Origin of the sequence: Pseudomonas putida (genome assembly GCF_030159595.1) — a bacterium.
Classification (GTDB): domain Bacteria; phylum Pseudomonadota; class Gammaproteobacteria; order Pseudomonadales; family Pseudomonadaceae; genus Aquipseudomonas; species Aquipseudomonas putida_AC.
This window is the reverse complement of record NZ_BSKJ01000015.1, coordinates 12,568-37,400: the sequence shown is the minus strand read 5'-3', so window position 1 is coordinate 37,400 and position 24,833 is coordinate 12,568. Positions and strand designations below refer to the sequence as shown.

Genomic DNA, 24,833 nt, shown 5'->3' with positions numbered 1-24,833 from the left:
CAGGTCGCGCCGAGGCGACCTATGAATGCTCAGGAGTAAAGCATGCGTAAACTGATTCTCAGCGCCGCGCTGGTCGCTGCCAGCGTATTCGGTATGACTGCCGTCCAGGCCGCCGAGCCTGTCGCCGGCAAGGAATACATCGAGCTGAGCAACCCTGTTCCGGTTTCCGTGCCTGGCAAGGTCGAAGTGGTCGAACTGTTCTGGTACGGCTGCCCGCATTGCTACCACTTCGAGCCGGTCATCAATCCATGGGTCGAAAAACTGCCCAAGGATGTCAACTTCAAGCGCGTACCGGCCATGTTCGGCGGCCCATGGGACGCACACGGCCAGATGTTCCTCACCCTGGAAGCCATGGGCGTCGAGCACAAGGTTCACGCGGCAGTTTTCGATGCCATCCAGAACCAGCGCAAGCGCCTGACCGACCCTGACGACATGGCCGACTTCCTCGCCACCCAAGGCGTGGACAAAGACAAGTTCCTCGCCACCTTCAACTCGTTCGCCATCAAGGGCCAGGTCAACCAGGCCAAGGAGCTTGCGAAGAAATACGAAATCACCGGCGTACCGAGCATGGTGGTCAACGGCAAGTACCGCTTCGACCTGGGCACCGCTGGCGGGCCGGAAGGTGTGCTGAACGTCGCCGACCAGCTGATCGACAAGGAGCGCGCCGCTAAGTAAGCGGCGTAACCCATGCCCCGCTTCAGAACCACGCGTGGCATTGGCCTGCACCAGCCGCAGGTCAACGAGCATCACCTGCAGGCTTCTGGCCTGCCCGAGGATGGTCGGCTGCGGCTGCTCAGTTTCAACATTCAGGTCGGCATCAGCACCGAGCGCTACCGGCATTACCTGACCCGCAGCTGGCAGCACTTGCTGCCGCACAACGGGCGTGCCGGCAACCTGCAGAAAATCGGTGAATTGCTGGGCGACTTCGACCTGGTGGCCTTGCAGGAGGCCGACGGTGGCAGCCTGCGCTCGGGTTATATCAACCAGGTCGAGCACCTGGCGCATTTGGGGGCCTTCCCCTACTGGTACCAGCAACTCAACCGCAACCTCGGGCGTTTCGCCCAGCACAGCAATGGCGTGCTCAGCCGTCTGAAGCCGCAGTTGCTCGAAGACCACCCGTTGCCCGGCCCGGCCGGCCGCGGGGCGATTCTGGTGCGTTTTGGTGAAGGCGATGATGCGCTGATCGTGGTGATGATGCACCTGGCGCTTGGCGCCAAGACTCGCGCCCTGCAACTGGGCTACATCCGCGAGCTGATCGGCGGCTACCGTCACCAGGTGCTGATGGGCGACATGAACACCCATGCCACCGACCTGCTGGAGCACTCGCCGTTGCGCGACCTGGGCCTGATTGCCCCGCAAGTCGAAGCCACCTTCCCCAGCTGGCGACCACAGCGTTGCCTGGACCATATCCTGCTCAGCCCAAGCCTCACGCTGGAGCGTGTCGAGGTGCTGGCACGGCCAATTTCCGACCACCTTCCCGTTGCTGTCGAGATTCGATTGCCTGATGCATTGACTGTGGATACGCTGCCGGTCTTGAGCTAATTGCCATCACCGTTTGCGGACCCGGGCATGACTGAAGACGCTGAGCGCTGGAAAGAAAAGTACCTTAAAAGCATCGAGCAGCAAGAAAAGCTCGAACGCCGGTGGGACGCCCGTCTCGACCTGCTTCGTCGTGGCCTGGTGCGCAGCAGTCTGGCTGCAGAAGGCAGTGACAAGGTCGTGGACGCGTGCATGAAGGAAATGCGCGAAGTCATCCGCAGCGACAACATGGACGCTGGCCTCGCCGGGTTGATCCCGCGCCTTGAGAAAGCGGTGCTGGATTCCGAACAGCGCCGGGAAACCCGCATGAACCAGGTCAGCGATGCGCTGACCGCACTGGTGGGTCAGTTGCAAGGCCTGCCGCTGCCCAGCGAAATCTCGCGCCCGTTGAAAAAGCTGGCGAAGAAGCTCGATGGTGGTGTTGCCCAGTCCCGCGATCTGCCGCCGCTGCTGGGCGAGTTGAGCGGCCTGCAGGGCCGTGCCCTGTCGGCCCTTGGTAAACCGGAGGAAGAAGCCCGGCCCGGTTTCTTGCAGCGTTTGTTCGGTAGCCGCGAGGATGACCCGCAAGGCGAGCCTGTGCCTGTGCCGGTGGCAGTGCCTGCTGCCGAAGCGCCGCCTCAGGTTGCGCAGCCCCGTATCGACGCCCTGCAGCCCGACGATGTGGATGCGCTGCAACTGTTGCCGGCCCTCGCCACCGAAGCGCGCGTAGCGGCCGAACCCGAGCCGGAGCTACAGGGCCCTGCGCTGATCGAAACGGCTGAAACACCTGCCGTCCAGCAACCGCTGGACGATGATGTGCTGGCGCCCGACGCGGCCGTCAGCGAACCCTTGGCAGCAGCACAACCGGCACCCACGCTCGAAGAGACGTTCGGCGAAGACGGCCCCTATGCCCTGCCCTATGCAGTCGAGCCGCCCTACAGCCAGGTTGCCGCGCACATCGAGCAGACCCTTATCGGCCTGCTCGACGACCTCAGCCTGCCCGAGCGGCACAAGGCCCAAGCGCTGGAAATGCGCGGACGGGTTGCGCGTGGCCTGAACTGGTACGAGCTGATCCCGGTGCTGGATGATCTGGCCGTGCTTATGCTGGCCATCACCGACAGCGGCCAGCACGAGTTCGAAACCTACCTGCAGCAGCTCAATGAGCGCCTGGAAGGCTTCCAGAGCCATCTGCACGAGGCCAGCGCCGGCCATGCCGACAACAGCACCGCCGCCCGCGAGCTGGATACCCAGCTGCGCGAGCACGTCGACGGTCTGCAAAGCAGCGTGCAAGGCGCCGTCGACGTGGACAGCCTCAAGCACATCCTGGAAAACCGCCTGGAAGGCCTGCTGGTCACCATGGACGAGCACAAGCATGAGCGGGATCGTCGCGAACAGGAACTGGCCGGCCGCCTGCAAGGGCTCTCCGAGCGGGTAGCGAATATGGAGCATGAGGCGCTTGGCTATCGCGAGCACCTGGAAGAGCAGCGCCAGAAAGCCCTGCTCGACCCCCTCACCGGCCTGCCCAACCGTGCGGCCTGGAGCGAGCGGGTCGAACGCGAAATACTCGAATGGCAGGAGAACGGCGGCCATCTGGCCATGGCGATTCTCGACCTGGATCACTTCAAGCGTATCAACGACAGCTATGGGCACCTGGCCGGAGACAAGGTACTGAAGATTGTCGCCGATCAGCTGCGCAAACGCCTGCGCGGTCGTGACTTCATCGCCCGTTTTGGTGGTGAGGAATTCGTCCTGTTGCTGCCGCAAACGTCGCCAGCAGCCGCCGCCCAGGTGGCGGAGGTGCTGCGGGCAGCGGTGGAAGCCTGCCCGTTCCACTTCAAGGGCGAGCGGGTGGTGATCACCACGTCCATTGGCGTGGGTGCGTTTCGCTCTGGCGAGCGCGGTGACCAGGTGCTCAAGCGCGCTGATGCGGCGCTATACCGGGCCAAAGAGCTGGGGCGCAACCGCGTCGAACAGGGCTAGCCCTGCGAACACTGATCCACGGTAAGCGCAGCCATGGGGAGCACGTTATACTGTAGCGCTCATTCGCTGAGGCCACTGACGTGCTTTCCACGCTTAAAAAAACGCTGATTTCCTTTTTGCTGTTGTCTGTCGCCGGTTGCTCGACGGGCCTGCGCATCGACCGCAGCCACCCCTCTGCCAACCAGGACAACCGTATCCAGTTCGTTGTGCTGCATTACACCAATGCGTCCTTGGAGCGCTCCTTGGCATTACTCACCCACGGTGAGGTCAGCAGCCATTACCTGATTGGCGATGGCCCGGCGACGGTGTACCAGTTGGTGGATGAAAACCGTCGTGCCTGGCATGCCGGTGATAGCCAGTGGCAGGGGCGCACCTGGCTGAACTCTTCGTCCATTGGTATCGAGATCGTCAACCCGGGGTTCACCGACACGCCGAATGGTCGGGTCTGGCACCCTTACAGCGAAGCGCAGGTCCAGTCGTTGATCGCGCTGCTCAAGGACATCGTCAAACGTAATAACATCGAACCACGGCACATCATTGGCCACAGTGATATCGCACCATCACGCAAGCTGGACCCGGGGCCGCTGTTCCCCTGGAAGCGCCTGGCCGACGCCGGGCTGGGTATCTGGCCCGATGCCAATGCCGTGGCACGCCAGCAGGCTTATTTCAGCGTCAACCCGCCAAGCATTGGCTGGTACCAGCAGGAACTGGCGCGGTTTGGCTATCAGATCGAGCAGACCGGCGTGCTGGATGCGGCCACCCGCCATGTGATTGCTGCGTTCCAGATGCGTTTCCGCCCGCAGCGCTTCGATGGCATGCCGGATGTGCAGACGGCGGCGATGCTTCAGGTGCTCAACCGGATGCGTTGAGCCTGCAGCGAGGCGCCAAACGGCGAGGATGATTCTTGATCCAGTTGCTATACCTTGGTAATCAACTGGATGCCTTCGATGTCAGCTCTCATTTCTACGCTGCGCCAATTTTTTTACCGTCCCTGGATGCTGGCCACCTTGGCAGCATTGGCCAGCGCAGCACTTTTGCTTACTGCCAGCATTGGTATTGCCCTGCAGCAGATGAAGCAAAGCGAAAGCGAACAGATGAACGCCCAGGGCGAGCGTTTTCTCGACCGCCTCGAGCAAGTGTTCGGCCAGTTGCGCGAAGGGGTCGACCTGCTCCAGGCCCAGCCCCTGCGTGGCTGCAGCCCGGCGATGTTGGCAGCCTTGCAACAGGTTGGCCTGAGCTCACGGTTTATCTATGAAGCGGCGTATGTGGATGGCGATGTTGCCTGCTCCAACCGAGGTGACGAGCGCGCGTTTGTTCCCTTACGGGCTCCGGACATCCAGGGCCCGACCTACAGCTACTGGCTTAATACCACCACTGAGCCCGATGAGAACCTGGCCGCACTGATGCTGGGCCGGGGCAAGTTTCTGGTCTCCACTTCGCGTGGGCATTTGACCGATGTGGTTGATCTGCCCCCGGGCGGTAGCCTGGTGGTGGTGCTGGACAACGGCGCCCGGGCGATCCCTGTGCTGGGCCCGCCACAGGTGTGGCCACCAGCCTCGGCCTGGTCGACCAGCCACAAGTCACTGCTTGAACTCAGTGACCGGCTGATCTACCGAATGCCCACCAAGTCGCCAGATTACCAGCTGGTGCTGATTGCCCCGCGCGCCAGCCTGCCGTTGAGGATGAACGGCATGCTCTGGCTGCTGTTCCCTGGCAGTGTGCTGGCTGCCTGCTGCATCGGCTGGCTGGTGCTGCAACTGATCCTGCAACGGCGGTCGATGAGTTCGGAGTTGCAGAATGCCTTGCGCCGTGGAGAGTTGCAGGTGCTCTACCAGCCAATCTTCGAGCTCGACACCCGCCGCTGTGTAGGGGCCGAGGCCTTGGTGCGTTGGCGCCGCCCGGATGGCACGCTGACCAGTCCGGACCTGTTCATCCCGTTGGCGGAAAACACCGGGCAGATCCGCCAGATCACTGACTTTGTCTTGCAGCGCGTCCTCGAACAGCTGGGGCAGCTGCTGCGTTCGCACCCCAAACTGTACATATCGGTGAACCTGGCCGCCTGCGATGTGATGGTGCCGCGTATTGGCCGGGTGGCGGCACGTCTGCTGGCCTTGCACCGGGTGGCGGCTAGCCAGATTGCTTTTGAGGTGACCGAGCGCGGTTTGATCGATGTGGTGGTGGCGCGTGACAACCTGCAGGCACTACGTGCCGTGGGACATCAGGTGCTGATCGACGATTTCGGTACGGGCTATTGCAGCCTGGCCTACCTGCAAACCCTACCGGTGGACTGCCTGAAGATCGATAAGGCATTCATCGATGCGCTGGGTCACGATGCCGCCAGCAGCGGCGTTGCACCGCATATCATCCGTATGGCTCATGACCTGCACTTGCGGGTGATTGCCGAGGGCATCGAATGCGAGGACCAGGCGGTGCTGCTGAACAGTGAAGGGGTCAATTACGGCCAGGGCTGGCTGTTTGCCCGGCCGCTTAACGCCCGACAGTTTGCCGAGTTGGTAACCCGCGGGCAGCTGCCGCGCAGAGTTGAACACTGAACGGGCGTGTACCGAGGACGCTGTGGGAGCGGTAGCAATTCTAGGTAGGCATCAAACTGGCAAGGCCATGTAGAACTGTGTTCCTTGCCCCGGCCGGGAAAACACACCCATGCGTCCGCCATGCAACTGCACGATCTCCTTGCACAACGCCAGCCCCAGCCCTGCACCGCCCTTCTTGCGCCCTACCTGTACAAAAGGCTCGAAGATGCGCCCCTGCTGTCCATAGGCAATACCTTCGCCATTGTCCTCGACACTGATGATCACCCGCTCCGAGTGCCGCCGCGCATGCAGGCGAATACGCCCGCCGTTGGCGGTATGGCGGATGGCGTTGTGCAGCAGGTTGTCCAGAACCCGATCAAGTTGTGCAACGTCAGCCTGAATGCGCGGTAGCGGTGGTTCCAACGCCTTGACCAGTTCGATCTGCTTGATGGCCGCCTGCTCGGCAAAACGCAGTTGCGCGCGTTCCAGCAATTCGTCGATGGCGCAGGGCGCCAGGTCGAGTTTCTGCAACCCGCTCTGGTAACGAGAGAAGTTGAGCAGGTCGTTGATCAGCTGGGTAAGCCGCTGCATTTCTTCGCCGATGGTTTCCAGCAAGTCATTCTCGCGGGCCTCGGGCGGAAATTTGACCCGCTCGCGCAACAGACCGAAGGCCATGTGCATGCCGGTTACCGGGGTGCGTAATTCGTGGGAGGCGCGTAGCACGAACTCACTGCGCACGCGTTCGAAGGCCCGTTGTTCGGTCACATCGTGCAACACCATCACCGCGCCAAGGATCGGCCCCTGAGGGTGGCTGACTGGGGTCAAGCTGTAGGTGAGCAGGCGCGTTTCCTCATCGACTTCCATGTTGAGGTCGTCCGGTGGCCTGTCCAGGCTACCACCGCGCAGCACCTGACGAAGTTGCTGCTCCAGCTCCGGACGGCACAGCGCCTCGGCCAGGCTGCTGCCCACGCGGCTGTCATGCCAGCCCAGCTGGCGCTGCGCCACCGGGTTGAGGTGCTCCAGGCGGCCCTGGCGGTCGATGATCAGCAGGCCATCGTCGATGCTGTCGAGCACGGCTTGCAGGCGCTGCTGCCCAGCCAGCAGCTCGTCAACGTTGGTGGCCTGGTGTTTGCGCAAAGCATCGGCCATGAGGCCGAAGCGGCGGGTCAGCTGGTTCAGCTCGGTGGCCTGGGTGACGGGCAGGGTGACGTCAAAGTTGCCTTTGCCCAACTGGTCAGCCGCTTTGGCCAAGGCTTCGATCGGCTGGCCGAAGCGGCGGGCGATGTTGTGCGCAGTGATGAAGCCCAGCACCAGCACCACCAGGCCCATCAGGCCAAGTACACCGCTGACCAGCAGGGCACGGTCTCGGGTGTCCTCCTCGCTTCGGGTGATGAGGTCCAGGGCCTGTTTGTGGGAGTCGATCAGGTCGGTACGCACCTGGTTGAAGGCCGCGCCCAGCGGTTGCTCGATACCCATGCTCCGGGCGGGCGCGGGGCTGTTGCGGTAAGCCAGGAGGAAAGCCTGGTAGTTACTGCTGGCCTTGCTGAAACCGGTGCGCTCACCGCCTTGTTCCAGGCCTTGGTTGAGCAAGGTCTGGAAGTTGTCCTGCAGCAGCCGCAGGCTCTCCGGGGCCGTGCTTTCATCAAGGATCAGGGTCAACTGTTCGCCAAGGTTCTGCCTCAGCTTCAGCCCCACTTCGAGGGCATGAGTGGTATCTCGTACCAGTTGCTGTTGCACGGTAGCCATCTGCAGCACGCTGATCAGACCCAGCAGCAACCCGAGCAAGGCGACGGTAACCAGCGCCGAAATGCTAAGGAAAAGCCGCGTGCGCAGCTTCATGGGCGGCCACTTCACAGGTTGTACTGCTTGCGCTTGCGGTACAGGGTAGACGCATCGATGCCCAAGGTCTTGGCAGCCTGGTCGAGGGTGTCGCTGGCCGCCAGCACCGCGCCGATGTGGGCGCGCTCCAGCTCATCCAGGCTTAGTGCAGCCCCCACACGCGGGGCATTGCCGGCAGGCTGTTCGCCCATGCCCAGGTGGCTGATTTCCACCCGTTCCTGCGGGCAGATGATGCTGGCCCGCTCTACCACGTTGCGCAATTCGCGAATGTTGCCGGGCCAACGGTAGTTGAGCAGGGCCGCGCGTGCTTCGTCGCTGAAGCCCCGGGCGGGTCGGGAGTATTCCTTGACGAAGCGGGCGAGGAAGCGGTCGGCCAGGGTCAGGACGTCCTCGCTGCGCTCGCGCAGGGGCGGCAGGTGCAAGGTGATGACGTTCAGGCGATACAGCAGGTCTTCGCGGAAGCGGCTTTCGCGCACCATCTCTTCGAGGTTGAGATTGGTGGCGGCCAGGATGCGTACATCGGCGCGTCGGGTAACGGGGTCGCCGACGCGTTCGTACTCCTTGTCCTGAATGAACCGCAGCAACTTGGGCTGCAAGGTCAGCGGGAAGTCGCCGATCTCGTCGAGAAACAGCGTACCTCCGTCGGCCTGGCTCACCCGTCCCAGGGTGCTTTCGCTGGCACCGGTGAAGGCGCCGCGGGTGTGGCCGAACAATTCGCTTTCCATCAACTCGGCACTCAGCGACGGGCAGTTTATGGTTACGCAGGCTTTGCGCGCACGTTTGCTCCAGCCATGGATGGCCCGAGCCAATTCGCCTTTACCCGTCCCCGATTCGCCCAGTATGAGAATGTTGGCGTCGGTGGTGGCGACCTGGCGGGCAGTCTCCAGCACCGCCATCATGGCCGGGCTGTGCGAGTCCAGGCCGTCCTTGGGTTTGCGCATTTCGCCTTCCAGGGCCTCCAGGCGCGCAGAAAGCTGGCGCACTTCCAGCTGCTTGGCGGTGGCCAGGCGCAACTGGTCGGGGCTGCACGGCTTGACCAGGTAGTCGGCGGCACCGGCCTGGATGGCGTCCACTGCCGTGTCGATCGCCGAGTGCGCGGTCACGATCACCACGCGCATCCAGGGTGCCTGGATGCGCATCTGCGCGAGTACGTCCAGGCCGTTGTCCTCGCCCAGGCGCAAATCGAGGAAGCACAGGTCGAACACCTGGCGCTGCAACAGTGCTTCGGCCTGGGCGGCGCTGTTGGCCGTGGCCACGCTATAGCCTTCGTCTTCCAGGCAGTAGCGGAAGGTGCGCAGGATCGCGGACTCGTCATCCACCAGCAGAATGCGGCCTTGGTTGTCCTGGGCTGATTCCATGTCCTGCGCTCCTTAGGGATAGATCTTCATTTAGTGTGGGAAAAATCGGGCAAGTTGCATGGTCGATTCTGAAGGATTCTGACCTTTGCATGCTAGCCAATGGCCAATTGACGCCTGGAGGGCGCGTTAACCCGATGATTTGCTTAGAGGTAGGGGGTGGCACATTGGTTGCGGAGTTTTTTGCTTTTACCTACAAAAAGCGGCCTCCCCTTAGTCTCTCCTGTGGCGCAGACCACTAAGGCCGATCGTGCAATTCGCACGACCGCACAGGCGCGATCGTGCAGGATACGTCCTGACAGTTCACTTTGATAAATTCTAAGTGTTTGATTTTAAAGATTTTTTATAGATTCAGAAGGATGGCATGCAGGCTGCAATTACCTGTTCAGGTTTGAACAAAAATTACAGCAGGAGGAGCCGGCATGAACCGCCAAACCGTCAACCGCTCGCAGAACGCCGCACTGCCCCTGCGCCAGATGCTGTCACTCGGCATGGCGCTGCTGCTGACCTTGGCCGCTGGCCTCTTCTACTACAGCTGGCAGACCGCGCGTCTGGCTGAGCAAGTGGCAGCGCAGACTGCCCTGCTGACGCAAATTCAGGCATCCCGTGCCAACACCCTGGTCAAAGCCGCTGATTCATTGCCAGCAGGCCAGGCCACTGCCTCACCGGCCACCCTGGAAACTGTCGTACCCCAGGACCGTTGGGTCTTCTGACCTGCCGGCCTGACCTCTTCTGAAAAAGAAAGGAGAACTACCATGCTGAGCTGGGCTATCACGTTCCTCATCATCGCCCTTATCGCAGGTCTACTGGGCTTCGTTGGTATCGCGGGCGCTGCGACGGGAATTGCGAAGATTCTGTTCGTTGTTTTCCTGGTGCTGTTCGTAGTTTCCTTCTTCTTTGGACGTAGACGAGGTTGAAGATGGGCAGGAAGCTCTGTAAAGCCCTGGCTGCCGCCCTGTTGCTGGGCGGCAGTGCGGCGGCGATGGCGGCCAATGATGGCCAGGTCCGGGTCGACCAGTTGCTCGGCTCGGCCCCGGAGTACCGGGAAACCTGGCAGGACACGATCAAAAGCGAGGAACGCCTTCCCGATTGGGTGGTCAATCTGACCGGCAGTGCCCAGCAGCAGATGTCTGCCGTTACCGAAGATGGCGACAAGTACCTGGTCGGCCCGCTGTGCGAGTCGCAGGACAACTGCACCTACAAGCGGCTGATCGTTGCGTTCAGCTGGGACAAGGACGATGCCTACGCGATGCTCGTGGAGGTGCCCGAAGGCTTGCCGAGCGACAAGTCGCCCACCCGCCATGCGCAGTACCGCTGGCTGGGCGAACCGGACGACGGCATGAAGGCGATGCTGCAGGAGCAGCTCAAGCGTGACCCGAACTGGTATTGAGCATTTATTGCCGATAAGGATGAAGGGTCACCGACTGTCACACAATAGAAGCTGAACCTTTCTATATTTCAGCCTTCTATGATGCGCCGCCCCGAGGAGGGGCAGCACATGACCAAGGGGCCGGGCTGTTCTGATTGTTGCAGGATCGGAGTGGTCTAGGGGTACAGGGAGTGCCTCCAGCGATGGGCCGGGTCAGGAAAGGCGGAATCGGAAGTATCAGGTCGGCGGTGTCACAGGGGCACCTGACCAGACCTGACTTCCGAGGAGCCATGTAGGAAAGGTCCCTTCCCTTGCGCGATTTCATCCCTGAGACACATTTTGTCTCGACCGTACATCAAATTTTTTTCGACCTCGCTGACGCTTCTTCAAGTGTCATTTCGGCCATTCGGATTGTCGAACAGGCCATCTCCCACACCCTTTTCGTACCGTCAAATCTGCCGAAATATGGCGGTTTGGTCTTGTTCGGGATTCCGAACGTTATAAATCAAGCACTTGCGAACCCTCTGTTTTGGCATGAAACATTATGCACAAACGGTATGGGTCATGCGCTTCCGGCATTAGATTTCCCCCTTCCCCATCGCAATAGTTGCCGCCTTTTTCGCTGGCCAGAGCGCCCTGTCGCTCGCCTGCGGTGTCCTTACATGAAGTCGCCAGACGGGTGCGCTTGAAGCCAGAGGCCTTGCCAACGGCTCTGTTACGCGTGTTTTCGTCGGGTGCCATGACCACTAGAACAAAGGGTAAAGACATGAAGAAGGCAAAACTGAGCCTCGCCTGGCAGATCGTTATCGGTCTGGTCCTGGGCGTTGCAATCGGCGCGCTACTGAATCATTTCAGTGCAGAAAAGGCATGGTGGATCAGCAACGTCCTCCAGCCCGCCGGTGACATCTTCATTCGCCTGATCAAGATGATCGTCGTCCCGATCGTGATCTCGTCGCTGATCGTGGGTATCGCCGGGGTTGGCGATGCGAAGAAACTGGGCAGCATCGGCCTGAAGACCATCATCTACTTCGAAGTGGTGACCACCATCGCCATCGTCGTCGGCCTGGTGCTGGCCAACCTGTTCCACCCGGGCGCCGGCATCGACATGAGCACCCTGGGTACCGTGGACATCTCCAAGTACCAGGCCACTGCGGCCGAGGTGCAGCATGAGCACGCGTTCATCGAGACCCTGCTGAACCTGATCCCGTCGAACATCTTCGCAGCGCTGATGCGTGGCGAAATGCTGCCGATCATCTTCTTCTCGGTGATGTTCGGCCTGGGCTTGTCGAGCCTGCAGGCAGAGCTGCGCGACCCGCTGGTACGTACCTTCCAGGCCGTATCGGAAACCATGTTCAAGGTCACCCACATGATCATGAACTACGCCCCGATCGGCGTGTTCGCTTTGATCGCCGTGACCGTGGCCAACTTCGGCTTCAGCTCGCTGCTGCCGCTGGCCAAGCTGGTGCTGCTGGTGTACTTCGCCATCGCCTTCTTCGCCTTCATGGTGCTGGGCCTGGTTGCGCGTGTGTTCGGCTTCTCGGTAATCAAGATCATGCGCATCATGAAAGATGAGCTGATCCTGGCCTACTCCACCTCCAGCTCCGAAACCGTGCTGCCGCGTGTGATCGAGAAGATGGAGAAGTACGGCGCGCCGAAGTCGATCTGCTCGTTCGTGGTACCGACGGGTTACTCCTTCAACCTCGACGGTTCGACCCTGTACCAGAGCATCGCGGCCATCTTCATTGCCCAGCTGTACGGCATCGACCTGTCGTGGAGCCAGCAGCTGCTGCTGGTGCTGACCCTGATGGTCACCTCCAAAGGCATCGCTGGCGTACCAGGCGTATCGTTCGTGGTCCTGCTGGCCACCCTGGGCAGCGTGGGCATCCCGCTGGAAGGCCTGGCGTTCATCGCTGGTGTCGACCGCATCATGGACATGGCCCGTACCGCGCTGAACGTTGTGGGCAACGCCCTGGCTGCACTGGTCATTGCGCGTTGGGAAGGCATGTACGACGCAGCCAAAGGCGAGAAGTACTACGCCTCGCTGATGGCCGACAAGCAGGACGCTGCTGTGGTTGGCGAAGCCGCCAAGCGCTGAGACGGGTAGCTGCTTGACGAAGAGCCCCGACTTGTCGGGGCTTTTTGTTGTCTGTAAGGATCGCTGGCACCTGTACCGGCGATGAGGCCGGTACAGGCAACTTCCGCTATCATTCGGGCATTTTTCAGGGGGAATACGCGGATGCTCAACGGCCTTTGGCTTGGCTTTTTCCTGGTGGCGGCAGTGTCCGCCCTGGCCCAATGGCTGATCGGTGGCAATGCCGGAATCTTCGCGGCAATGGTCGAAAGCATCTTCGCCATGGCCAAACTGTCGGTCGAGGTGATGGTGCTGCTGTTCGGCACACTGACCCTGTGGCTGGGCTTTCTCAAGATCGCCGAAAAGGCCGGTATCGTCGAATGGCTGGCCAAGGTGCTGGGCCCGCTGTTCGCTCGCCTGATGCCAGAAGTGCCACCTGGTCACCCTGCTCTGGGCCTGATCACCATGAACTTCGCCGCCAACGGCCTGGGCTTGGACAACGCTGCCACCCCCATTGGCCTGAAGGCCATGCGCGCGCTGCAGGAGCTGAACCCCAGCAGCACCACGGCGAGCAACGCACAGATCCTTTTCCTGGTGCTCAATGCCTCGTCGCTGACGCTGTTGCCGGTGACCATCTTCATGTACAGGGCCCAGCAAGGCGCGCCAGACCCGACCATGGTGTTCCTGCCCATCCTGCTGGCTACCAGCGTCTCGACCCTGGTCGGCCTGCTGTCGGTGGCAGTGATGCAGCGCTTGCGCCTGTGGGACCCGGTGGTGCTCGCCTACTTCATCCCTGGCGCTTTGCTGCTGGGGGGCTTCATGTCGTTTCTCGGTACGTTGTCGGCCGCTGCGCTGGCCAGCCTGTCGTCGATCCTGGGCAACCTCACGTTGTTTGGCGTGATCATGCTGTTCCTGGTGATTGGTGCCCTGAAGCGGGTGAAGGTGTATGAGGCCTTTGTCGAAGGTGCCAAGGAAGGTTTCGATGTGGCCAAGAACCTGCTGCCTTATCTGGTGGCGATGCTGGTTGCGGTGGGTGTACTGCGTGCTTCAGGCGCCCTGGAGCTGGCCCTGGACGGTATCCGCCATGCGGTGAACTGGCTGGGCCTGGACACCCGCTTCGTCGAAGGACTGCCCACAGCACTGGTCAAGCCGTTCTCTGGCAGCGCGGCGCGAGCCATGTTGATCGAGACCATGCAGACCCAGGGCGTGGACAGCTTCCCGGCCCTGGTGGCGGCGACCATCCAGGGCAGTACCGAAACCACTTTCTATGTACTGGCTGTGTACTTTGGCGCCGTGGGTATCCAGCGCGTGCGGCACGCGGTCGGTTGCGCACTGCTGGCCGAATTCTCGGGTGTGGTCGCGGCGATCTTCGTCTGCTACTGGTTCTTCGCCTGAACCTTCAGTTGCGCCTGGTTGGCCTGGGCGACGGTCCAGGCCACAACTTGCCCCACCAGCTGGTCGCTGGCCTGGCCGAAACCGGCGACCACGGCTGAAACCTGCTTGTCGGCCAATGGCTGGCGGATCTCGAAGCGCTTGCTGGCCAGGATGCGCTGGTTGCGGCCTTGAACCAGGCGAGCGTCATAGCGAATCACTACCTCCACCGCCCCACCTGCGCGGTACTCACTTTGGAAGGCCTGCAGCTCGCCAGCCAGCTCGTAGTCGGCTTGCAGGTTGCTGTCGTCGGCGCTCAGGCGCTGTACCTGGCCATCACGCTGGAAACCATCGAGCAGGCGGTTGCGCAGCAGCACCGGGGCCGCATCGCTCCAGCGCGCGCCCTTGTAGCTGCTGATCACGTCGCCTTGGGGTATCACGGCAATGCGCGGCCCGGCCAGGACTTCGCTGGCCAGCGGCTTGTTCAGGCGCAATGACCAGTCCAGCGGCGCTGCCGTGCGGCTGGGCTGGTTAACGGGCAGGCGATACAGGTCGACGGGTTCGCTCTTGGGCAGGATCGAGCAGGCACTGGCCAGGCTCAGTGCAGCAGCCAGGGCCAGCAGGCGCAGCGACGGGTTCATGGCTGGAACTCCTTGTTGTTGTCGCGGCCGAGCAGGTAGCCGCTGGGGTCGGCTTCCAGTTGCCGGGAAATGCCTTTGAGTGCGTTAAGGGTTTCGCGCAGCTCGCGAATGGCAGGGGTGAGCTGGTTCAGGCCCTGGGCGCCGTCGCCGATGGCTTCGCTGTTGTTCTTGAGCAAGTTGTTGATGGTGGCAGTGCTTTCGGCCAGCGACTGCATGGCCTGCTCGGCGCTGCCGATTGCCTGTTTGCCTTCGCTGCCCAGCAGACCGTTGGCATTGCGCATCAGCGTCTGGGTTTCGGCCAGGGTGGCGCTGGCCTGCTTGCCCACCTGCACCAATTGCTCGATGGCCTCGGCGATGCTGCCGTGCTGGCCGGCGAAGGCGCCGGTGGTCTTGTCGAGGTTGGCCAGGGTGCTGCTGAGGTGGCCGATGTTGTCCTCGGAGAACATCTGGTTGGCATTGTGCAGCAGCATGTTGATGTTGGTGACAAGGTCGCTGCTGTCATTGAGCAGGCGCGAGATGGGCGACGGTGAGGCGATGATCACTGGCAGCTTGCCGTCCTTGCCCTTCAGTTCGGGGCTTTGCGGCGTGCCGCCGCTGAGCTGGATGAAGGCGTTGCCGGTCACGCCGGCCAGGGTCAGCTTGGCCTGGGTGTCTTCCTTCACCGGGGTATCGCCACTCAGACGCACCCGGGCCAGTACCCGACGCGGGTCTTTCGGGTCCAGGCGCAGGGTGGAGACATCGCCCACCTTGATGCCGTTGTACTGCACCGGGCTGCCGCGTGACAGCCCGGAAACGGCCTCGTTGAATACCACTTCGTAGTCCTTGAAGGCGTCGTCGACACTGGATTTGGTCAGCCACAGGCCGAACAGCATGGCGCCTGTCACCACCAGGACGGTGACCAGGCCGATTAGGACGTGATGGGCTCGGGTTTCCATTGCTCAGCGCTCCTGCCCGGCGCGGGTGGCGGCCTGCTCGGCTGCGCGCCCGCGTGGGCCGTGAAAGTAATCTTGAATCCAGGCGTCGTGGGTCTGCTCGACCTCGGCCAGCGGGCCGGCTACCAGGACCTTTTTCTGCGACAGCACCGCGATGCGGTCGGTGATGGTGTACAAGGTGTCGAGGTCGTGGGTGATGAGAAACACCGACAGGCCCAGTGCATCGCGCAGGGTCAGGATCAACTGGTCGAACGCGGCGGCGCCGATCGGGTCAAGGCCGGCGGTGGGCTCGTCAAGGAACAGGATGTCTGGGTCCAGTGCCAGTGCTCGGGCCAGTGCCGCGCGCTTGATCATGCCCCCTGAAAGCGAGGCGGGGTACTTGTCGGCGGCGGAAATCGGCAGCCCGGCCAGGGCCAGCTTCACGCCGGCCAGGTGCTCGGCATCGGCGCGGGAAAGGCCGGCATGCTCGATCAATGGCAATGCGACGTTTTCGGTCACCGTCAGCGAAGAGAACAGCGCGCCCTTCTGGAACAGCACGCCGAAGCGCCGCTCGACCAGTGAGCGCTGTTCTTCGCGCAGGTCGGCGAGGTCCTGGCCGAACACCTTGATCTGCCCTTCGTTGGGCCGGCGCAGGCCGATGATGCTGCGCAACAGCACCGATTTTCCGCTGCCTGAGCCGCCGACCACGGCGAGGATCTCGCCACGGTACAGGTCCAGGTCGAGGTTTTCATGCACCACCTGGCGGCCGAAGCGGTTGCAGATGCCGCGCGCCTCGATAACGGTTTCCTGGCCACTCACCAGCCCATCTCCATGAAGAACAACGCGGCCACAGCATCCAGCACGATGACCACGAAAATCGACTGCACCACCGCCGAGGTGGTATGTGCCCCCACCGATTCAGCGCTACCGCTGACCTTGAAGCCTTCGAGGCAACCGATGGCGGCAATCAGGAAGGCGAAGAACGGCGCCTTGGCCAGGCCTACCAGGAAGTGCTGCACGCCAATGTCGCTTTGCAGCAGCGACAGGAACATGGCCGGCGAGATATCCAGCGACAGGGCGCATACCACTGCGCCGCCGACCATGCCGCAGATCATCGCGACAAAGGTGAGCAACGGCAGCGTGATCAGCAGGGCCAGTACGCGTGGCACCACCAGCAGCTCCATGGGGTTCAGGCCCAGGGTGCGGATGGCGTCGATTTCCTCGTTGGCCTTCATCGAGCCGATCTGCGCGGTGAACGCGCTGGCGGTACGGCCGGCCATGAGGATGGCGGTCAGCAGCACGGCGAACTCGCGCAGGAACGAGAACGCCACCAGGTCGACGGTGAAAATGGTGGCGCCGAACGCGGCCAACACCGTGGCGCCGAGGAAGGCCACCACCGCGCCCACCAGGAAGGTCAGCAAGGCAACGATGGGGGCGGCGTCCAGGCCAGTCTCTTCGATATGTGCCACGACCGGGGTGAGGCGCCAGCGGTGCGGTTGCAGGGCGCGGCGCAGCAAGGTCTCAAGGATTACCCCGACAAAACCGAGCAATTGCAGGGTGTCCTGCCACAGCGTGCCGACGGCGCGGCCGATGCGTTCCAGCAGCAACAGCAGCACGTTGCGCTCGGGTTCCTTGACTGGGATGCAGTAGTCCTGGACCGAGCAATAGACGTTCTTGAGCAGCGCGCGGCTGGCTTCGGGCAGGTCCTGGGTACAGTGGGACAGGCGTTCGGAGCCCAGCAGCTCGGCCAGCAGCGACGCCCCGGCGGTGTCCAGGCGGCCCAGCTGGCTGAGGTCGGCGATGGTGTCGGCGGCAGACTGCGTGCGCAGGCGCTCGCTTTCGCGTCTGAGGCTGGCGTAGTGCGCCAGGGTCCAGTCACCGCTTATACGCAGGCAGGCGGGTTGGCTGCTGGTGTCCAGGGTGGCGCTGGGGGTGGTCATTGGCTCCATGCTACTGACTCGGCGCTAAGGCTTAGGGGCTGATCATAGCGCAGCGGGCATGGGCTGTTTGGTGATTATGTGCTGTCTGTTGGGCCAGGGGGCTGCAAAAAAGCCCCCTTCAGTCATTGTGCCGGTGCGTCGTCGATCACCTTGAAGCGCAGCACGCCAATCACCTGCCCATCCTCGGTCAGTACCCTCACCTGCCATTTGCCCACCGGGTTGGGCGGGAAGTTCTGCTTGTGGGTCCAGGCCCGGTAGCCTTCTTTGCGCCCGCCATGGATGTCCAGGGCGATGCGGTCGACCTCTTTGCCGTCCTTCTGCCACACATGGTAGATGCGCTCGTTCAGGCCGCGTGGCGCGTTGATGGCGGTGTAGGCATACAGGCCGCTGCTGCGAATGCGGCTGGCGGCAATCTCGTCCAGCGATTCGCCCGGCTGGCGGTTGAGCACTTCAGTACTCACCGCCACTTCGGTCATCCACAGGGTGGCTGGCGGTACCCACGACCGCAGCAACCAGCCTCCGGCACCCACCGACAGGGTCACCAGCACCAAGGCCACGCCCCGCCGCCAGGTGTTGATCGGGAAGCTGCTGGCCAGGCTGGGGAACGACAGGGCCATGGCTGCGATCAGGGCCAGCTTGAAGCTTTGTGCGGTGGTCAGGTGCAGGATGATCGGTAACGCGGTCAGCAGTGCGGCAAACAGGGTCAACGTATGCAGTGCCAGGAACAGCCATCGTCGCGGTGCCAGCCACTTGTAGTACAGCGGGTCGATGATCGAAATCAGGCCTGCGGCACCGAGCAAGCCGGTGAACACCAGCTGGCCGCTGTTCCAGGTGGTGGTGATGAAGAAGAACGGCAGCACGAAGAACAGCGTTTCCTGGTGGATCATCTGCGTCGCATAGCGCAGCAGCGGCTGTGGGATTTCACGGTTGAAGGTGCGGGCGAACAGGCCGGTCAGGGTGTTTTCCAGCATCAGCCAGACCCAGCTGACCAGCATGAGCACGGCCACCCAACTGGCCAGGCCAGCTTGGCGGTCGACCAGGATGAAACTGCCGATACCGGAAAGGAAACCGCCGAGCGCGATGATGCCGGGGTAGCGTTTGAGCAGTTCGATGATGCGTTGAACGATATGGGGTATTTGGGGCATTGGGTCTACAACAGGAAAGGGACGGTACTGGCAAAAGGATACCGCCGAATCACCGCTGCCGTGTAGCACCACTGGGCCGTTCAGCGCCATGCCGTCGCCAGCGCAGCAGCCCCGCCGCAAGCATCAGCCCTACCAGCAAGGCGGCCAGCCCGTAGAGCTCGTCATAGCCAAGCAACGGCTTCTCGACGCGCACGTACCCATCTTCCTTGAGCAACGCCTTCAGCGCCTCGTTGGCCTGCTCCAGGCTGACCTGGCGCAGCTTGCGCACCGGGTTGGCAAAGCGCCCGTCGGTATAGTCGTTCAGCGCCCCCCAGTAGTAGTCGGCCAGGGCACTGTTGCCTTGGGTGCTCCAGCTCTCCTTGGCAACGCTGGCGTCCTTGACGCGGGCGAAGGTGTCCGGGTCGAGGCCTTCCTTGCGCAGATGTTCGAAAAGGCCCTGCATGACCTTGATCGCCTTGTCGAGGTCGTTGCGTTCCAGGTCGGCATTGAGGCTAAGCAGGCCGGTGTCGCCAAAGCTCTCACGTTGCACCGAGGGACCGTAGGACAGGCCGTTGCGCAGGCGCAGCTGGTCGTACAGCGCCCAGTCCAGGTAACGCGATAGCAGGTCGAGTGTGGCCTGGTGGTCGTTGTCCAGCACCGGCTCGATGAATAGCCAGTGCAGCTTGACGCTATCGCCCAGCCAGCCGCGGGTCAGGTCGCGACGCTGTTCGGCCTGTTGGGTGATGCTTTCCAGGTTGCGGCGCTCTTCCGGTTCGGTGGCTGGCAACTCACCAAAGGTGCGTTCCAGGTAGGCGGGTAGCAGGCGATCAAGGCCGCCGACCACGATCAGGGTCATGTTGTTGGCCGCGTACCAGTGGTCACGCAACGCTTGTACCTGCTCCAGGGTCATATCGTCGATATTGGAGCGCTCCGGACATTTCAGGCCTAGCTCGGTCGCCAGTTGGTCGCTGGCTGGGTGGCCGATATCCTGGCGGTCGAGCCAGCGTTGCAAGTGGCCATAGTGGCCGCCATCCTCGCGCTCGATGATGCGCTTGGCGGTGGCCAGGGCCGTGGCATCGATATGAGTATCGCGGATTACCGCCAGCAGCAGGTCGAGCACTTTGCGCTGGTTGCGTGCGGGGGCTTCGATGACGAAGGTAGTGTCGGCGCTGCTGGTGTAGGCATTCCACTCGCCCCCGAGCGATTGCAGGCGCTCTTCCAGGCCGCCCTCACCTGTTTCGTCGATACCGCTGAACAGCAAGTGTTCAAGCAAGTGCGGCAGCTCTTTCTGCTCGCAGTCGAAGTCGTCCAGACCCACCCCGACTACCAGGCGGATCGCCACATGGTCGCGTTCGTAGCCGTTTTTCAGGATGACCTGCAGGCCGTTGGGCAACAGGTAGCCCTCAACCCGAGAACGGTCGAGGGCCAATGAGGGCAGGCTGCAGATCAGCAGGCAAACGAACATCAGACAACGCATGGGCGAGCTTCGGTCCTCAGGTAGGCGTGGTCACGGCAGACGGGCTTCGTCCGGCACGCTGTCGAGCATCAGCCCGCCGGTGTCCGAGCCGCCCAGTACCACATAGGCACTGCTGCAGAACAAAGAGTTCAACCGCTTCATGTCGGCGATCAGCTCTAAGTGTAGCGAACTGGTCTCGATACTTTGCACCACCTTACGCTGCAGGCGGCTGACATGGGCATGCGCCAGGCGGCGTTCCTGGGCGCGAAAACGACGCTTTTCCCGCAGCAGCAAACGGGCGCTTTCCGGGTCGGCGCTGAGGAACACCGACAGGCCCAGGCGCAGGTTGGCCAGTAATTGCGCTTGCAAGCCGGTCAGCTCTTCGAGGCCCGTTTGGGAAAATTCCCGGCGCTGGCTGGTTTTCTGCTGCTGGACCTTGCGCAACATGCGTTCGATCAGATCACAGGCCAGTTTTAGGTTGATTGCCAGCTCGATGATCTCGGCCCAGCGGCGGTTGTCCTGCTCGCTGAGGTCTTCGCGCGACATCTGCGCAAGGTATAGCTTGATCGCGCTGTACAAGGCTTCAGCGTCCTCACCCAAGGCGCGGACCTGCTGTGGCAAGGCGGCCTGAGTGCCGCGCAGGGCGCCAAGCATGGCTTCGAGCAGGCTGTCGACGATATCGCCCAGGCGCAGGGTTTCGCGGCATGCGTTGGCCAAGGCCAGGCTGGGCGTTTCCAGTGCCGAGGCGTCGAGGTGGCGCGGGCGGATCTGTCCATTGCCGTTTTCCCGCTCGGGCAGCAGGGTGTTGCACAGCCGGCCCATCAGTTTGACCGTAGGCAGCATGAGCAGGCAGCGCAGCGTGTTGTAGAGCAGGTGGAAGCCGATGACCAGCTCTTGCGGGCTGAAGCTCAGTGAGTCCATCCACTCAACTAACGGGTGCAGCACGGGGATGATCAGCAGCAAGCCGATCAGTTTGTACAGCAGGCTGCCCAAGGCTACCCGGCGCCCGGCGGTGTTCTGCATGCTGGTGCTGATAAAGGCCAGCAAGCCACTGCCGATGTTGGCGCCGACCACCAGGCCGATGGCCACCGGCAGGCTGATGACCTCGGCACCGGCCAATGTCGCGGTGAGCAGCACGGCGGCCAGGCTGGAATAGGAAACCATGGCGAACAAGGCGCCGACCAGGGCGTCGAGCATGATGTCGCCGGTCAGTGAAGCAAACAGCACTTTCACGCCTTGGGCGTGGGTGATCGGCGCAGCTGCCTGCACGATCAGCTCCAGTGCCAGGATGATCAGACCAAGCCCGATACCTACCCGGCCCAGTTGGCCAGCCCGCGTCTGCTTGCGCGAGAGGAAGAAGATCACGCCCAGGAAGATCAGCAGTGGCGACAGCCAGGACAGGTCGAAAGTGAGTACCCGGGCCATCAGCGCGGTACCCACATCGGCACCCAGCATGATTGCCAAGGCTGGCGTCATGGCCATCAGGCCCTGGCCAACGAAGGACGTGACCAGCATGGCCGTGGCGTTACTGCTTTGTACCATGGCGGTGACCAGAATGCCGGCGATGAACGCCAGCGGGCGCTTGTCCATGTTCTGGCTGATGATGCGCCGCAGGTTCGAGCCGAAAACGCGGAGGATGCCGGTACGCACGATATGGGTGCCCCAGACCAGAAGCGTCACGGCCGAGAGCAGGTTGAGCAGGGTCAGCATGGCGAAGGCCCCCTGTTGCACTGGCCCAGCGGGCCCAGAAAAGAAACATGAGCGTTTGAAGAATTTTCAGTGCTCACTCAAAGCTTTAGTTGTTTTGCGCAGCTGTCGCCAGCTTCGCATGGCTGTCATTTGTTTGAAACCGAAATAAAAAAGGGCCCTGTTCAGAGGGCCCTTTCTGCACTTCTTGATCTTATTGACCTGGAATGTCCTTGCGCAGTTTCACCGGGTCATGCTCTTTGCCTTCCTTGCGGGCCGAGGCGGTGCGCATGCGGATGTTGATGGCCTCTACCGCCAGCGAGAAGGCCATGGCGAAGTAGACGTAGCCCTTCGGCACATGCACGTCGAACGCTTCGGCGATCAGCACGGTACCGACCACGATCAGGAACGACAACGCAAGCATCTTCAGCGACGGGTGCTTGTCGATGAAATTACTGATGGCGCCGGCGCACAGCATCATCACCAGCACGGCAACGACAATGGCAGCGATCATCACCGGTACATGGGAAACCATACCCACTGCGGTGATCACCGAGTCCAGCGAGAACACGATGTCGATGATGGCAATTTGAATAATGGTGTAGAAGAACTTGCCGCCCGCGCCTTTTGGCTCGTCCGCGCTCTCATCTTCCCCTTCCAGGCCGTGGTAGATCTCTTGCGAGCTTTTCCACAGCAGGAACAGGCCACCGAAGAACAGGATCAGGTCGCGCCCGGAGATGCCTTGGCCGAATACCACGAACAGGTCGGCGGTAAGGCGCATGACCCAGGTAATCGACAGCAGCAGCATGATGCGGGTGACCATGGCCAGGGCCAGGCCGAAGATCCGGGTGCGCGGCTGCATGTGCTTGGGCATGCGGCTGACCAGGATCGAGATCATGATGATGTTGTCGATACCGAGGACGATCTCAAGCGCGGTAAGGGTGAAAAAGGCAACCCAGATTTCCGGGCTGGTCAGCCATTCCATGTGTTTTCCTTCGAACGATAAAGGCGACGCGCCCCTGTCGGGACGCATCGCGTCAGATTAATACATGTTTATTAAAGACTACTGAACAGCGGGAAAATCCCCATCAGCAGCGCGGCGAACATTATGCACAGGCACACAAGCACTGCCCACTTGAGCGTGAAGCGCTGATGATCGCCAAATTCGATACCGGCCAGGGCCACCAGCAGGTAGGTCGATGGCACCAGCGGGCTGAGCAGGTGTACCGGTTGGCCGACGATCGATGCACGGGCCATTTCCACAGGGCTGATGCCGTAGTGGCTGGCGGCTTCGGCCAGCACGGGCAGTACGCCGTAGTAGAACGCGTCGTTGGACATGAAGAAGGTGAACGGCATGCTCACGATCGCGGTGATTACCGCCAGGTAGGGGCCCAGCGCTTCCGGGATGACGGCCAGCAGGCTCTTGGACATGGCATCGACCATGCCGGTACCCGACAGGATGCCGGTGAAGATGCCGGCGGCAAAGATCAAGCCGGTCACGGCCAGCACGCTGCCGGCGTGGGCGGCGATGCGGTCCTTCTGCTGCTGCAGGCACGGGTAGTTGACGATCATGGCGATACTGAAGGCGATCATGAACAGCACGGGCAGCGGCAGCACACCGGCGATCAGCGCGACCATCAGTGCGGCAGTCAGGGCACCGTTGAAGTACAGCAGCTTGGGCCGGCGCGCTTCAGGGAACTGGGAAACGGTGATTTCGCTGTGGTCGATGTCGTCGGTCGGCAGGTGCAGTTCGCCCAGGCGGGCACGTTCACGTTTGCCGTACATGTAGGCAATGGCCAGGATTGCCAGCACACCGAACAGCATGGCCGGGATCATCGGTACGAAAATGTCCGATGGGTCTACATGGAGGGCGCTGGCGGCGCGGGCGGTCGGGCCACCCCACGGGGTCATGTTCATTACCCCGCCGGCCAGGATGATCAGGCCGGCCATGATCCGCGGGCTCATGCCCAGACGACTGTACATCGGCAGCATGGCGGCGCAGCAGATCATGTAGGTGGTGGCGCCGTCACCGTCGAGCGAGACCACCAGCGCCAGCACGGCGGTACCGACGGAGACTTTCAGCGGGTCGCCCTTGACCAGCTTGAGGATCTTGCGCACGGCCGGGTCGAACAGGCCGGAGTCGATCATCAGGGCAAAGTACAGGATGGCGAACATCAGCATCACGCCGGTAGGCGCGAGTTTGCTGATGCCTTCGAGCATCATGGGGCCGATCTTGGCGGAGAAACCGCCGAACAGGGCAAACAGGATCGGTACCAGGATCAGCGCGATCAAGGCCGACAGGCGCTTGGTCATGATCAGGTACATGAAGGTGATGACCATGGCAAAGCCGAGGAAGGTCAGCATGGCAATACTCCAGGCGTGGCGCGGCGAAAGGAATGTCGATTCGGGCGGATCAGCGCGTCGGGCGCTGCACAGGGAGCATGCGGAGGGGGACTACGAAAAGGCGGGCGCAGGAATACATCAGAATCACCATTGTTGTTGTTGATTGGGCCGGGCGCGGTAAATACCGGGTGCCCTGGCTGACCGGTCTTGTGCCGGTAGTGGGGGCTATCCTATGAGGGCAAGCTTTCAGCCAGCTTTCGCTGAAGCAAAGGCGACGAGAGGTAGGTGATGCAGGATGTAACCGAAGGAGGTTGCCATTGCGGCGCCTTGCGTTACCGATTGGTGGGTGATCTGACGGACATTGCCCACTGCCACTGTACAATTTGCCGGCGGGTAAGCGGAGGGCTGGTAGTGACCTGGCTCACCCTGCCCCGTTCGGGGTTTCAGTGGCTGGCGGGTGAGCCGAACTGCTATGTGGCGCCGGCCAGTTGCAGTCGGTACTTCTGTGGGCATTGCGGGGCACATGTGGCACTGGTGACCACGCACAGCCCGGAAACGGTCGATGTGACGGTGGCGACGCTGGATCACCCTGAGCGGGTCAGGGCCAACCGGCATATCTGGGTGGGTAGCCGGTTGCCTTGGTTGCACCTGGATGAGGATTTGCCTTCGGAGGCAGAGGAGAAACTTTAGACCAGCTC

The 24,833-nt window shown here is 62.1% G+C and carries 21 protein-coding genes and 1 pseudogene; 11 read left to right on the top strand and 11 right to left on the bottom strand.

Annotated features, from left to right (window positions below; translation table 11 throughout):
* Nucleotides 1-42: 42 nt before the first annotated feature.
* From dsbA to QQL85_RS25020, 5 genes and pseudogenes are all read left to right on the top strand, one after another.
* The gene (gene dsbA / locus QQL85_RS25040; RefSeq protein WP_284357099.1) at nt 43-675 is read left to right on the top strand and encodes a thiol:disulfide interchange protein DsbA; all 633 of its coding nucleotides are present in this window, start codon (nt 43-45) and stop codon (nt 673-675) included.
* A gap of 34 nt (nt 676-709) precedes the next feature.
* A pseudogene (locus QQL85_RS25035) lies at nt 710-1,542 on the top strand (endonuclease/exonuclease/phosphatase family protein).
* Between the two features lie 27 nt (nt 1,543-1,569).
* Nucleotides 1,570-3,498, top strand: coding sequence for a GGDEF domain-containing protein (locus QQL85_RS25030; protein WP_284357101.1), 1,929 nt, complete (start codon nt 1,570-1,572; stop codon nt 3,496-3,498).
* An 80-nt stretch (nt 3,499-3,578) separates the two neighbouring features.
* Complete coding sequence (locus QQL85_RS25025) at nt 3,579-4,367, top strand: N-acetylmuramoyl-L-alanine amidase (protein ID WP_284357102.1); 789 nt, start codon at nt 3,579-3,581, stop codon at nt 4,365-4,367.
* Between the two features lie 78 nt (nt 4,368-4,445).
* On the top strand, nt 4,446-6,050 hold the full coding sequence (locus QQL85_RS25020; protein ID WP_284357103.1) for an EAL domain-containing protein: 1,605 nt from the start codon (nt 4,446-4,448) through the stop codon (nt 6,048-6,050).
* Nucleotides 6,051-6,101: 51 nt separating this feature from the next.
* Here the strand turns inward: QQL85_RS25020 and QQL85_RS25015 are convergent, their stop codons facing one another.
* Nucleotides 6,102-7,868 carry a KinB sensor domain-containing domain gene (locus QQL85_RS25015; protein ID WP_284357104.1) on the bottom strand — a complete coding sequence of 589 codons (1,767 nt, stop codon included), beginning with the start codon at nt 7,866-7,868 and terminating at the stop codon, nt 6,102-6,104.
* A gap of 11 nt (nt 7,869-7,879) precedes the next feature.
* Entirely contained in the window at nt 7,880-9,226 is a 1,347-nt protein-coding gene (gene algB / locus QQL85_RS25010) for a sigma-54-dependent response regulator transcription factor AlgB (RefSeq protein ID WP_284357105.1), read from the bottom strand.
* A 419-nt stretch (nt 9,227-9,645) separates the two neighbouring features.
* On the opposite strand from algB, the gene QQL85_RS25005 reads away from it, so the two are divergent.
* The 5 genes from QQL85_RS25005 to QQL85_RS24985 all read left to right on the top strand — a co-directional run bounded on the left by QQL85_RS25005 (nt 9,646) and on the right by QQL85_RS24985 (nt 14,058).
* Nucleotides 9,646-9,936 carry a hypothetical protein gene (locus QQL85_RS25005; RefSeq protein ID WP_284357106.1) on the top strand — a complete coding sequence of 97 codons (291 nt, stop codon included), beginning with the start codon at nt 9,646-9,648 and terminating at the stop codon, nt 9,934-9,936.
* Between the two features lie 42 nt (nt 9,937-9,978).
* Entirely contained in the window at nt 9,979-10,140 is a 162-nt protein-coding gene (locus tag QQL85_RS25000; protein ID WP_284357107.1) for a DUF1328 domain-containing protein, read from the top strand.
* Nucleotides 10,141-10,142: 2 nt separating this feature from the next.
* The gene (locus QQL85_RS24995; protein WP_284357108.1) at nt 10,143-10,613 is read left to right on the top strand and encodes an inhibitor of vertebrate lysozyme family protein; all 471 of its coding nucleotides are present in this window, start codon (nt 10,143-10,145) and stop codon (nt 10,611-10,613) included.
* Nucleotides 10,614-11,358: 745 nt separating this feature from the next.
* Nucleotides 11,359-12,687 carry a glutamate/aspartate:proton symporter GltP gene (gene gltP / locus QQL85_RS24990; RefSeq protein ID WP_284357109.1) on the top strand — a complete coding sequence of 443 codons (1,329 nt, stop codon included), beginning with the start codon at nt 11,359-11,361 and terminating at the stop codon, nt 12,685-12,687.
* Nucleotides 12,688-12,828: 141 nt separating this feature from the next.
* On the top strand, nt 12,829-14,058 hold the full coding sequence (locus QQL85_RS24985) for a nucleoside recognition domain-containing protein (protein ID WP_284357110.1): 1,230 nt from the start codon (nt 12,829-12,831) through the stop codon (nt 14,056-14,058).
* Here QQL85_RS24985 and QQL85_RS24980 read toward each other — a convergent pair.
* The 9 genes from QQL85_RS24980 to QQL85_RS24940 all read right to left on the bottom strand — a co-directional run bounded on the left by QQL85_RS24980 (nt 14,040) and on the right by QQL85_RS24940 (nt 24,156).
* Complete coding sequence (locus QQL85_RS24980; RefSeq protein ID WP_284357111.1) at nt 14,040-14,675, bottom strand: ABC-type transport auxiliary lipoprotein family protein; 636 nt, start codon at nt 14,673-14,675, stop codon at nt 14,040-14,042. The genes QQL85_RS24985 and QQL85_RS24980 overlap by 19 nt on opposite strands.
* Nucleotides 14,672-15,610 (bottom strand): MlaD family protein, encoded by a 939-nt coding sequence (locus QQL85_RS24975; protein WP_284357112.1) that lies wholly within the window; start codon nt 15,608-15,610, stop codon nt 14,672-14,674. The genes QQL85_RS24980 and QQL85_RS24975 overlap by 4 nt, the downstream gene beginning before the upstream one ends.
* A 3-nt stretch (nt 15,611-15,613) precedes the next feature.
* On the bottom strand, nt 15,614-16,405 hold the full coding sequence (locus QQL85_RS24970) for an ABC transporter ATP-binding protein (RefSeq protein WP_284357113.1): 792 nt from the start codon (nt 16,403-16,405) through the stop codon (nt 15,614-15,616).
* Nucleotides 16,402-17,535 (bottom strand): ABC transporter permease, encoded by a 1,134-nt coding sequence (locus QQL85_RS24965; protein ID WP_284357114.1) that lies wholly within the window; start codon nt 17,533-17,535, stop codon nt 16,402-16,404. Before QQL85_RS24965 ends, QQL85_RS24970 begins: the two co-directional genes overlap by 4 nt.
* A gap of 113 nt (nt 17,536-17,648) precedes the next feature.
* Complete coding sequence (locus QQL85_RS24960) at nt 17,649-18,671, bottom strand: DUF5924 family protein (protein ID WP_284357115.1); 1,023 nt, start codon at nt 18,669-18,671, stop codon at nt 17,649-17,651.
* 49 nt (nt 18,672-18,720) lie between these two features.
* On the bottom strand, nt 18,721-20,127 hold the full coding sequence (locus QQL85_RS24955; RefSeq protein ID WP_284357116.1) for a M16 family metallopeptidase: 1,407 nt from the start codon (nt 20,125-20,127) through the stop codon (nt 18,721-18,723).
* Nucleotides 20,128-20,157: 30 nt separating this feature from the next.
* The gene (locus tag QQL85_RS24950) at nt 20,158-21,816 is read right to left on the bottom strand and encodes a Na/Pi cotransporter family protein (RefSeq protein WP_284357117.1); all 1,659 of its coding nucleotides are present in this window, start codon (nt 21,814-21,816) and stop codon (nt 20,158-20,160) included.
* Nucleotides 21,817-22,006: 190 nt separating this feature from the next.
* On the bottom strand, nt 22,007-22,777 hold the full coding sequence (locus QQL85_RS24945) for a TerC family protein (RefSeq protein WP_284357118.1): 771 nt from the start codon (nt 22,775-22,777) through the stop codon (nt 22,007-22,009).
* A gap of 71 nt (nt 22,778-22,848) precedes the next feature.
* The gene (locus tag QQL85_RS24940) at nt 22,849-24,156 is read right to left on the bottom strand and encodes a CitMHS family transporter (protein ID WP_284357119.1); all 1,308 of its coding nucleotides are present in this window, start codon (nt 24,154-24,156) and stop codon (nt 22,849-22,851) included.
* A 267-nt stretch (nt 24,157-24,423) separates the two neighbouring features.
* Here QQL85_RS24940 and QQL85_RS24935 point away from each other — a divergent pair, with 267 nt between their 5' ends.
* The gene (locus QQL85_RS24935; RefSeq protein WP_284357120.1) at nt 24,424-24,825 is read left to right on the top strand and encodes a GFA family protein; all 402 of its coding nucleotides are present in this window, start codon (nt 24,424-24,426) and stop codon (nt 24,823-24,825) included.
* The last annotated feature ends 8 nt before the right edge of the window (nt 24,826-24,833 follow it).

Coding starts and splice junctions, on each gene's coding strand:
- QQL85_RS24940 (WP_284357119.1), bottom strand. CDS start 24,156: ATGCTGACCTTCCTCGGCTTTGCCATGGTCATCACCTTCATGTACCTG.
- QQL85_RS24975 (WP_284357112.1), bottom strand. CDS start 15,610: ATGGAAACCCGAGCCCATCACGTCCTAATCGGCCTGGTCACCGTCCTG.
- QQL85_RS25005 (WP_284357106.1), top strand. CDS start 9,646: ATGAACCGCCAAACCGTCAACCGCTCGCAGAACGCCGCACTGCCCCTG.
- QQL85_RS25000 (WP_284357107.1), top strand. CDS start 9,979: ATGCTGAGCTGGGCTATCACGTTCCTCATCATCGCCCTTATCGCAGGT.
- QQL85_RS24985 (WP_284357110.1), top strand. CDS start 12,829: ATGCTCAACGGCCTTTGGCTTGGCTTTTTCCTGGTGGCGGCAGTGTCC.
- QQL85_RS24955 (WP_284357116.1), bottom strand. CDS start 20,127: ATGCGTTGTCTGATGTTCGTTTGCCTGCTGATCTGCAGCCTGCCCTCA.
- QQL85_RS24965 (WP_284357114.1), bottom strand. CDS start 17,535: ATGGAGCCAATGACCACCCCCAGCGCCACCCTGGACACCAGCAGCCAA.
- QQL85_RS25015 (WP_284357104.1), bottom strand. CDS start 7,868: ATGAAGCTGCGCACGCGGCTTTTCCTTAGCATTTCGGCGCTGGTTACC.
- QQL85_RS25030 (WP_284357101.1), top strand. CDS start 1,570: ATGACTGAAGACGCTGAGCGCTGGAAAGAAAAGTACCTTAAAAGCATC.
- gltP (WP_284357109.1), top strand. CDS start 11,359: ATGAAGAAGGCAAAACTGAGCCTCGCCTGGCAGATCGTTATCGGTCTG.
- QQL85_RS25020 (WP_284357103.1), top strand. CDS start 4,446: ATGTCAGCTCTCATTTCTACGCTGCGCCAATTTTTTTACCGTCCCTGG.
- QQL85_RS24945 (WP_284357118.1), bottom strand. CDS start 22,777: ATGGAATGGCTGACCAGCCCGGAAATCTGGGTTGCCTTTTTCACCCTT.
- dsbA (WP_284357099.1), top strand. CDS start 43: ATGCGTAAACTGATTCTCAGCGCCGCGCTGGTCGCTGCCAGCGTATTC.
- QQL85_RS24935 (WP_284357120.1), top strand. CDS start 24,424: ATGCAGGATGTAACCGAAGGAGGTTGCCATTGCGGCGCCTTGCGTTAC.
- algB (WP_284357105.1), bottom strand. CDS start 9,226: ATGGAATCAGCCCAGGACAACCAAGGCCGCATTCTGCTGGTGGATGAC.
- QQL85_RS24980 (WP_284357111.1), bottom strand. CDS start 14,675: ATGAACCCGTCGCTGCGCCTGCTGGCCCTGGCTGCTGCACTGAGCCTG.
- QQL85_RS24950 (WP_284357117.1), bottom strand. CDS start 21,816: ATGCTGACCCTGCTCAACCTGCTCTCGGCCGTGACGCTTCTGGTCTGG.
- QQL85_RS24960 (WP_284357115.1), bottom strand. CDS start 18,671: ATGCCCCAAATACCCCATATCGTTCAACGCATCATCGAACTGCTCAAA.
- QQL85_RS24995 (WP_284357108.1), top strand. CDS start 10,143: ATGGGCAGGAAGCTCTGTAAAGCCCTGGCTGCCGCCCTGTTGCTGGGC.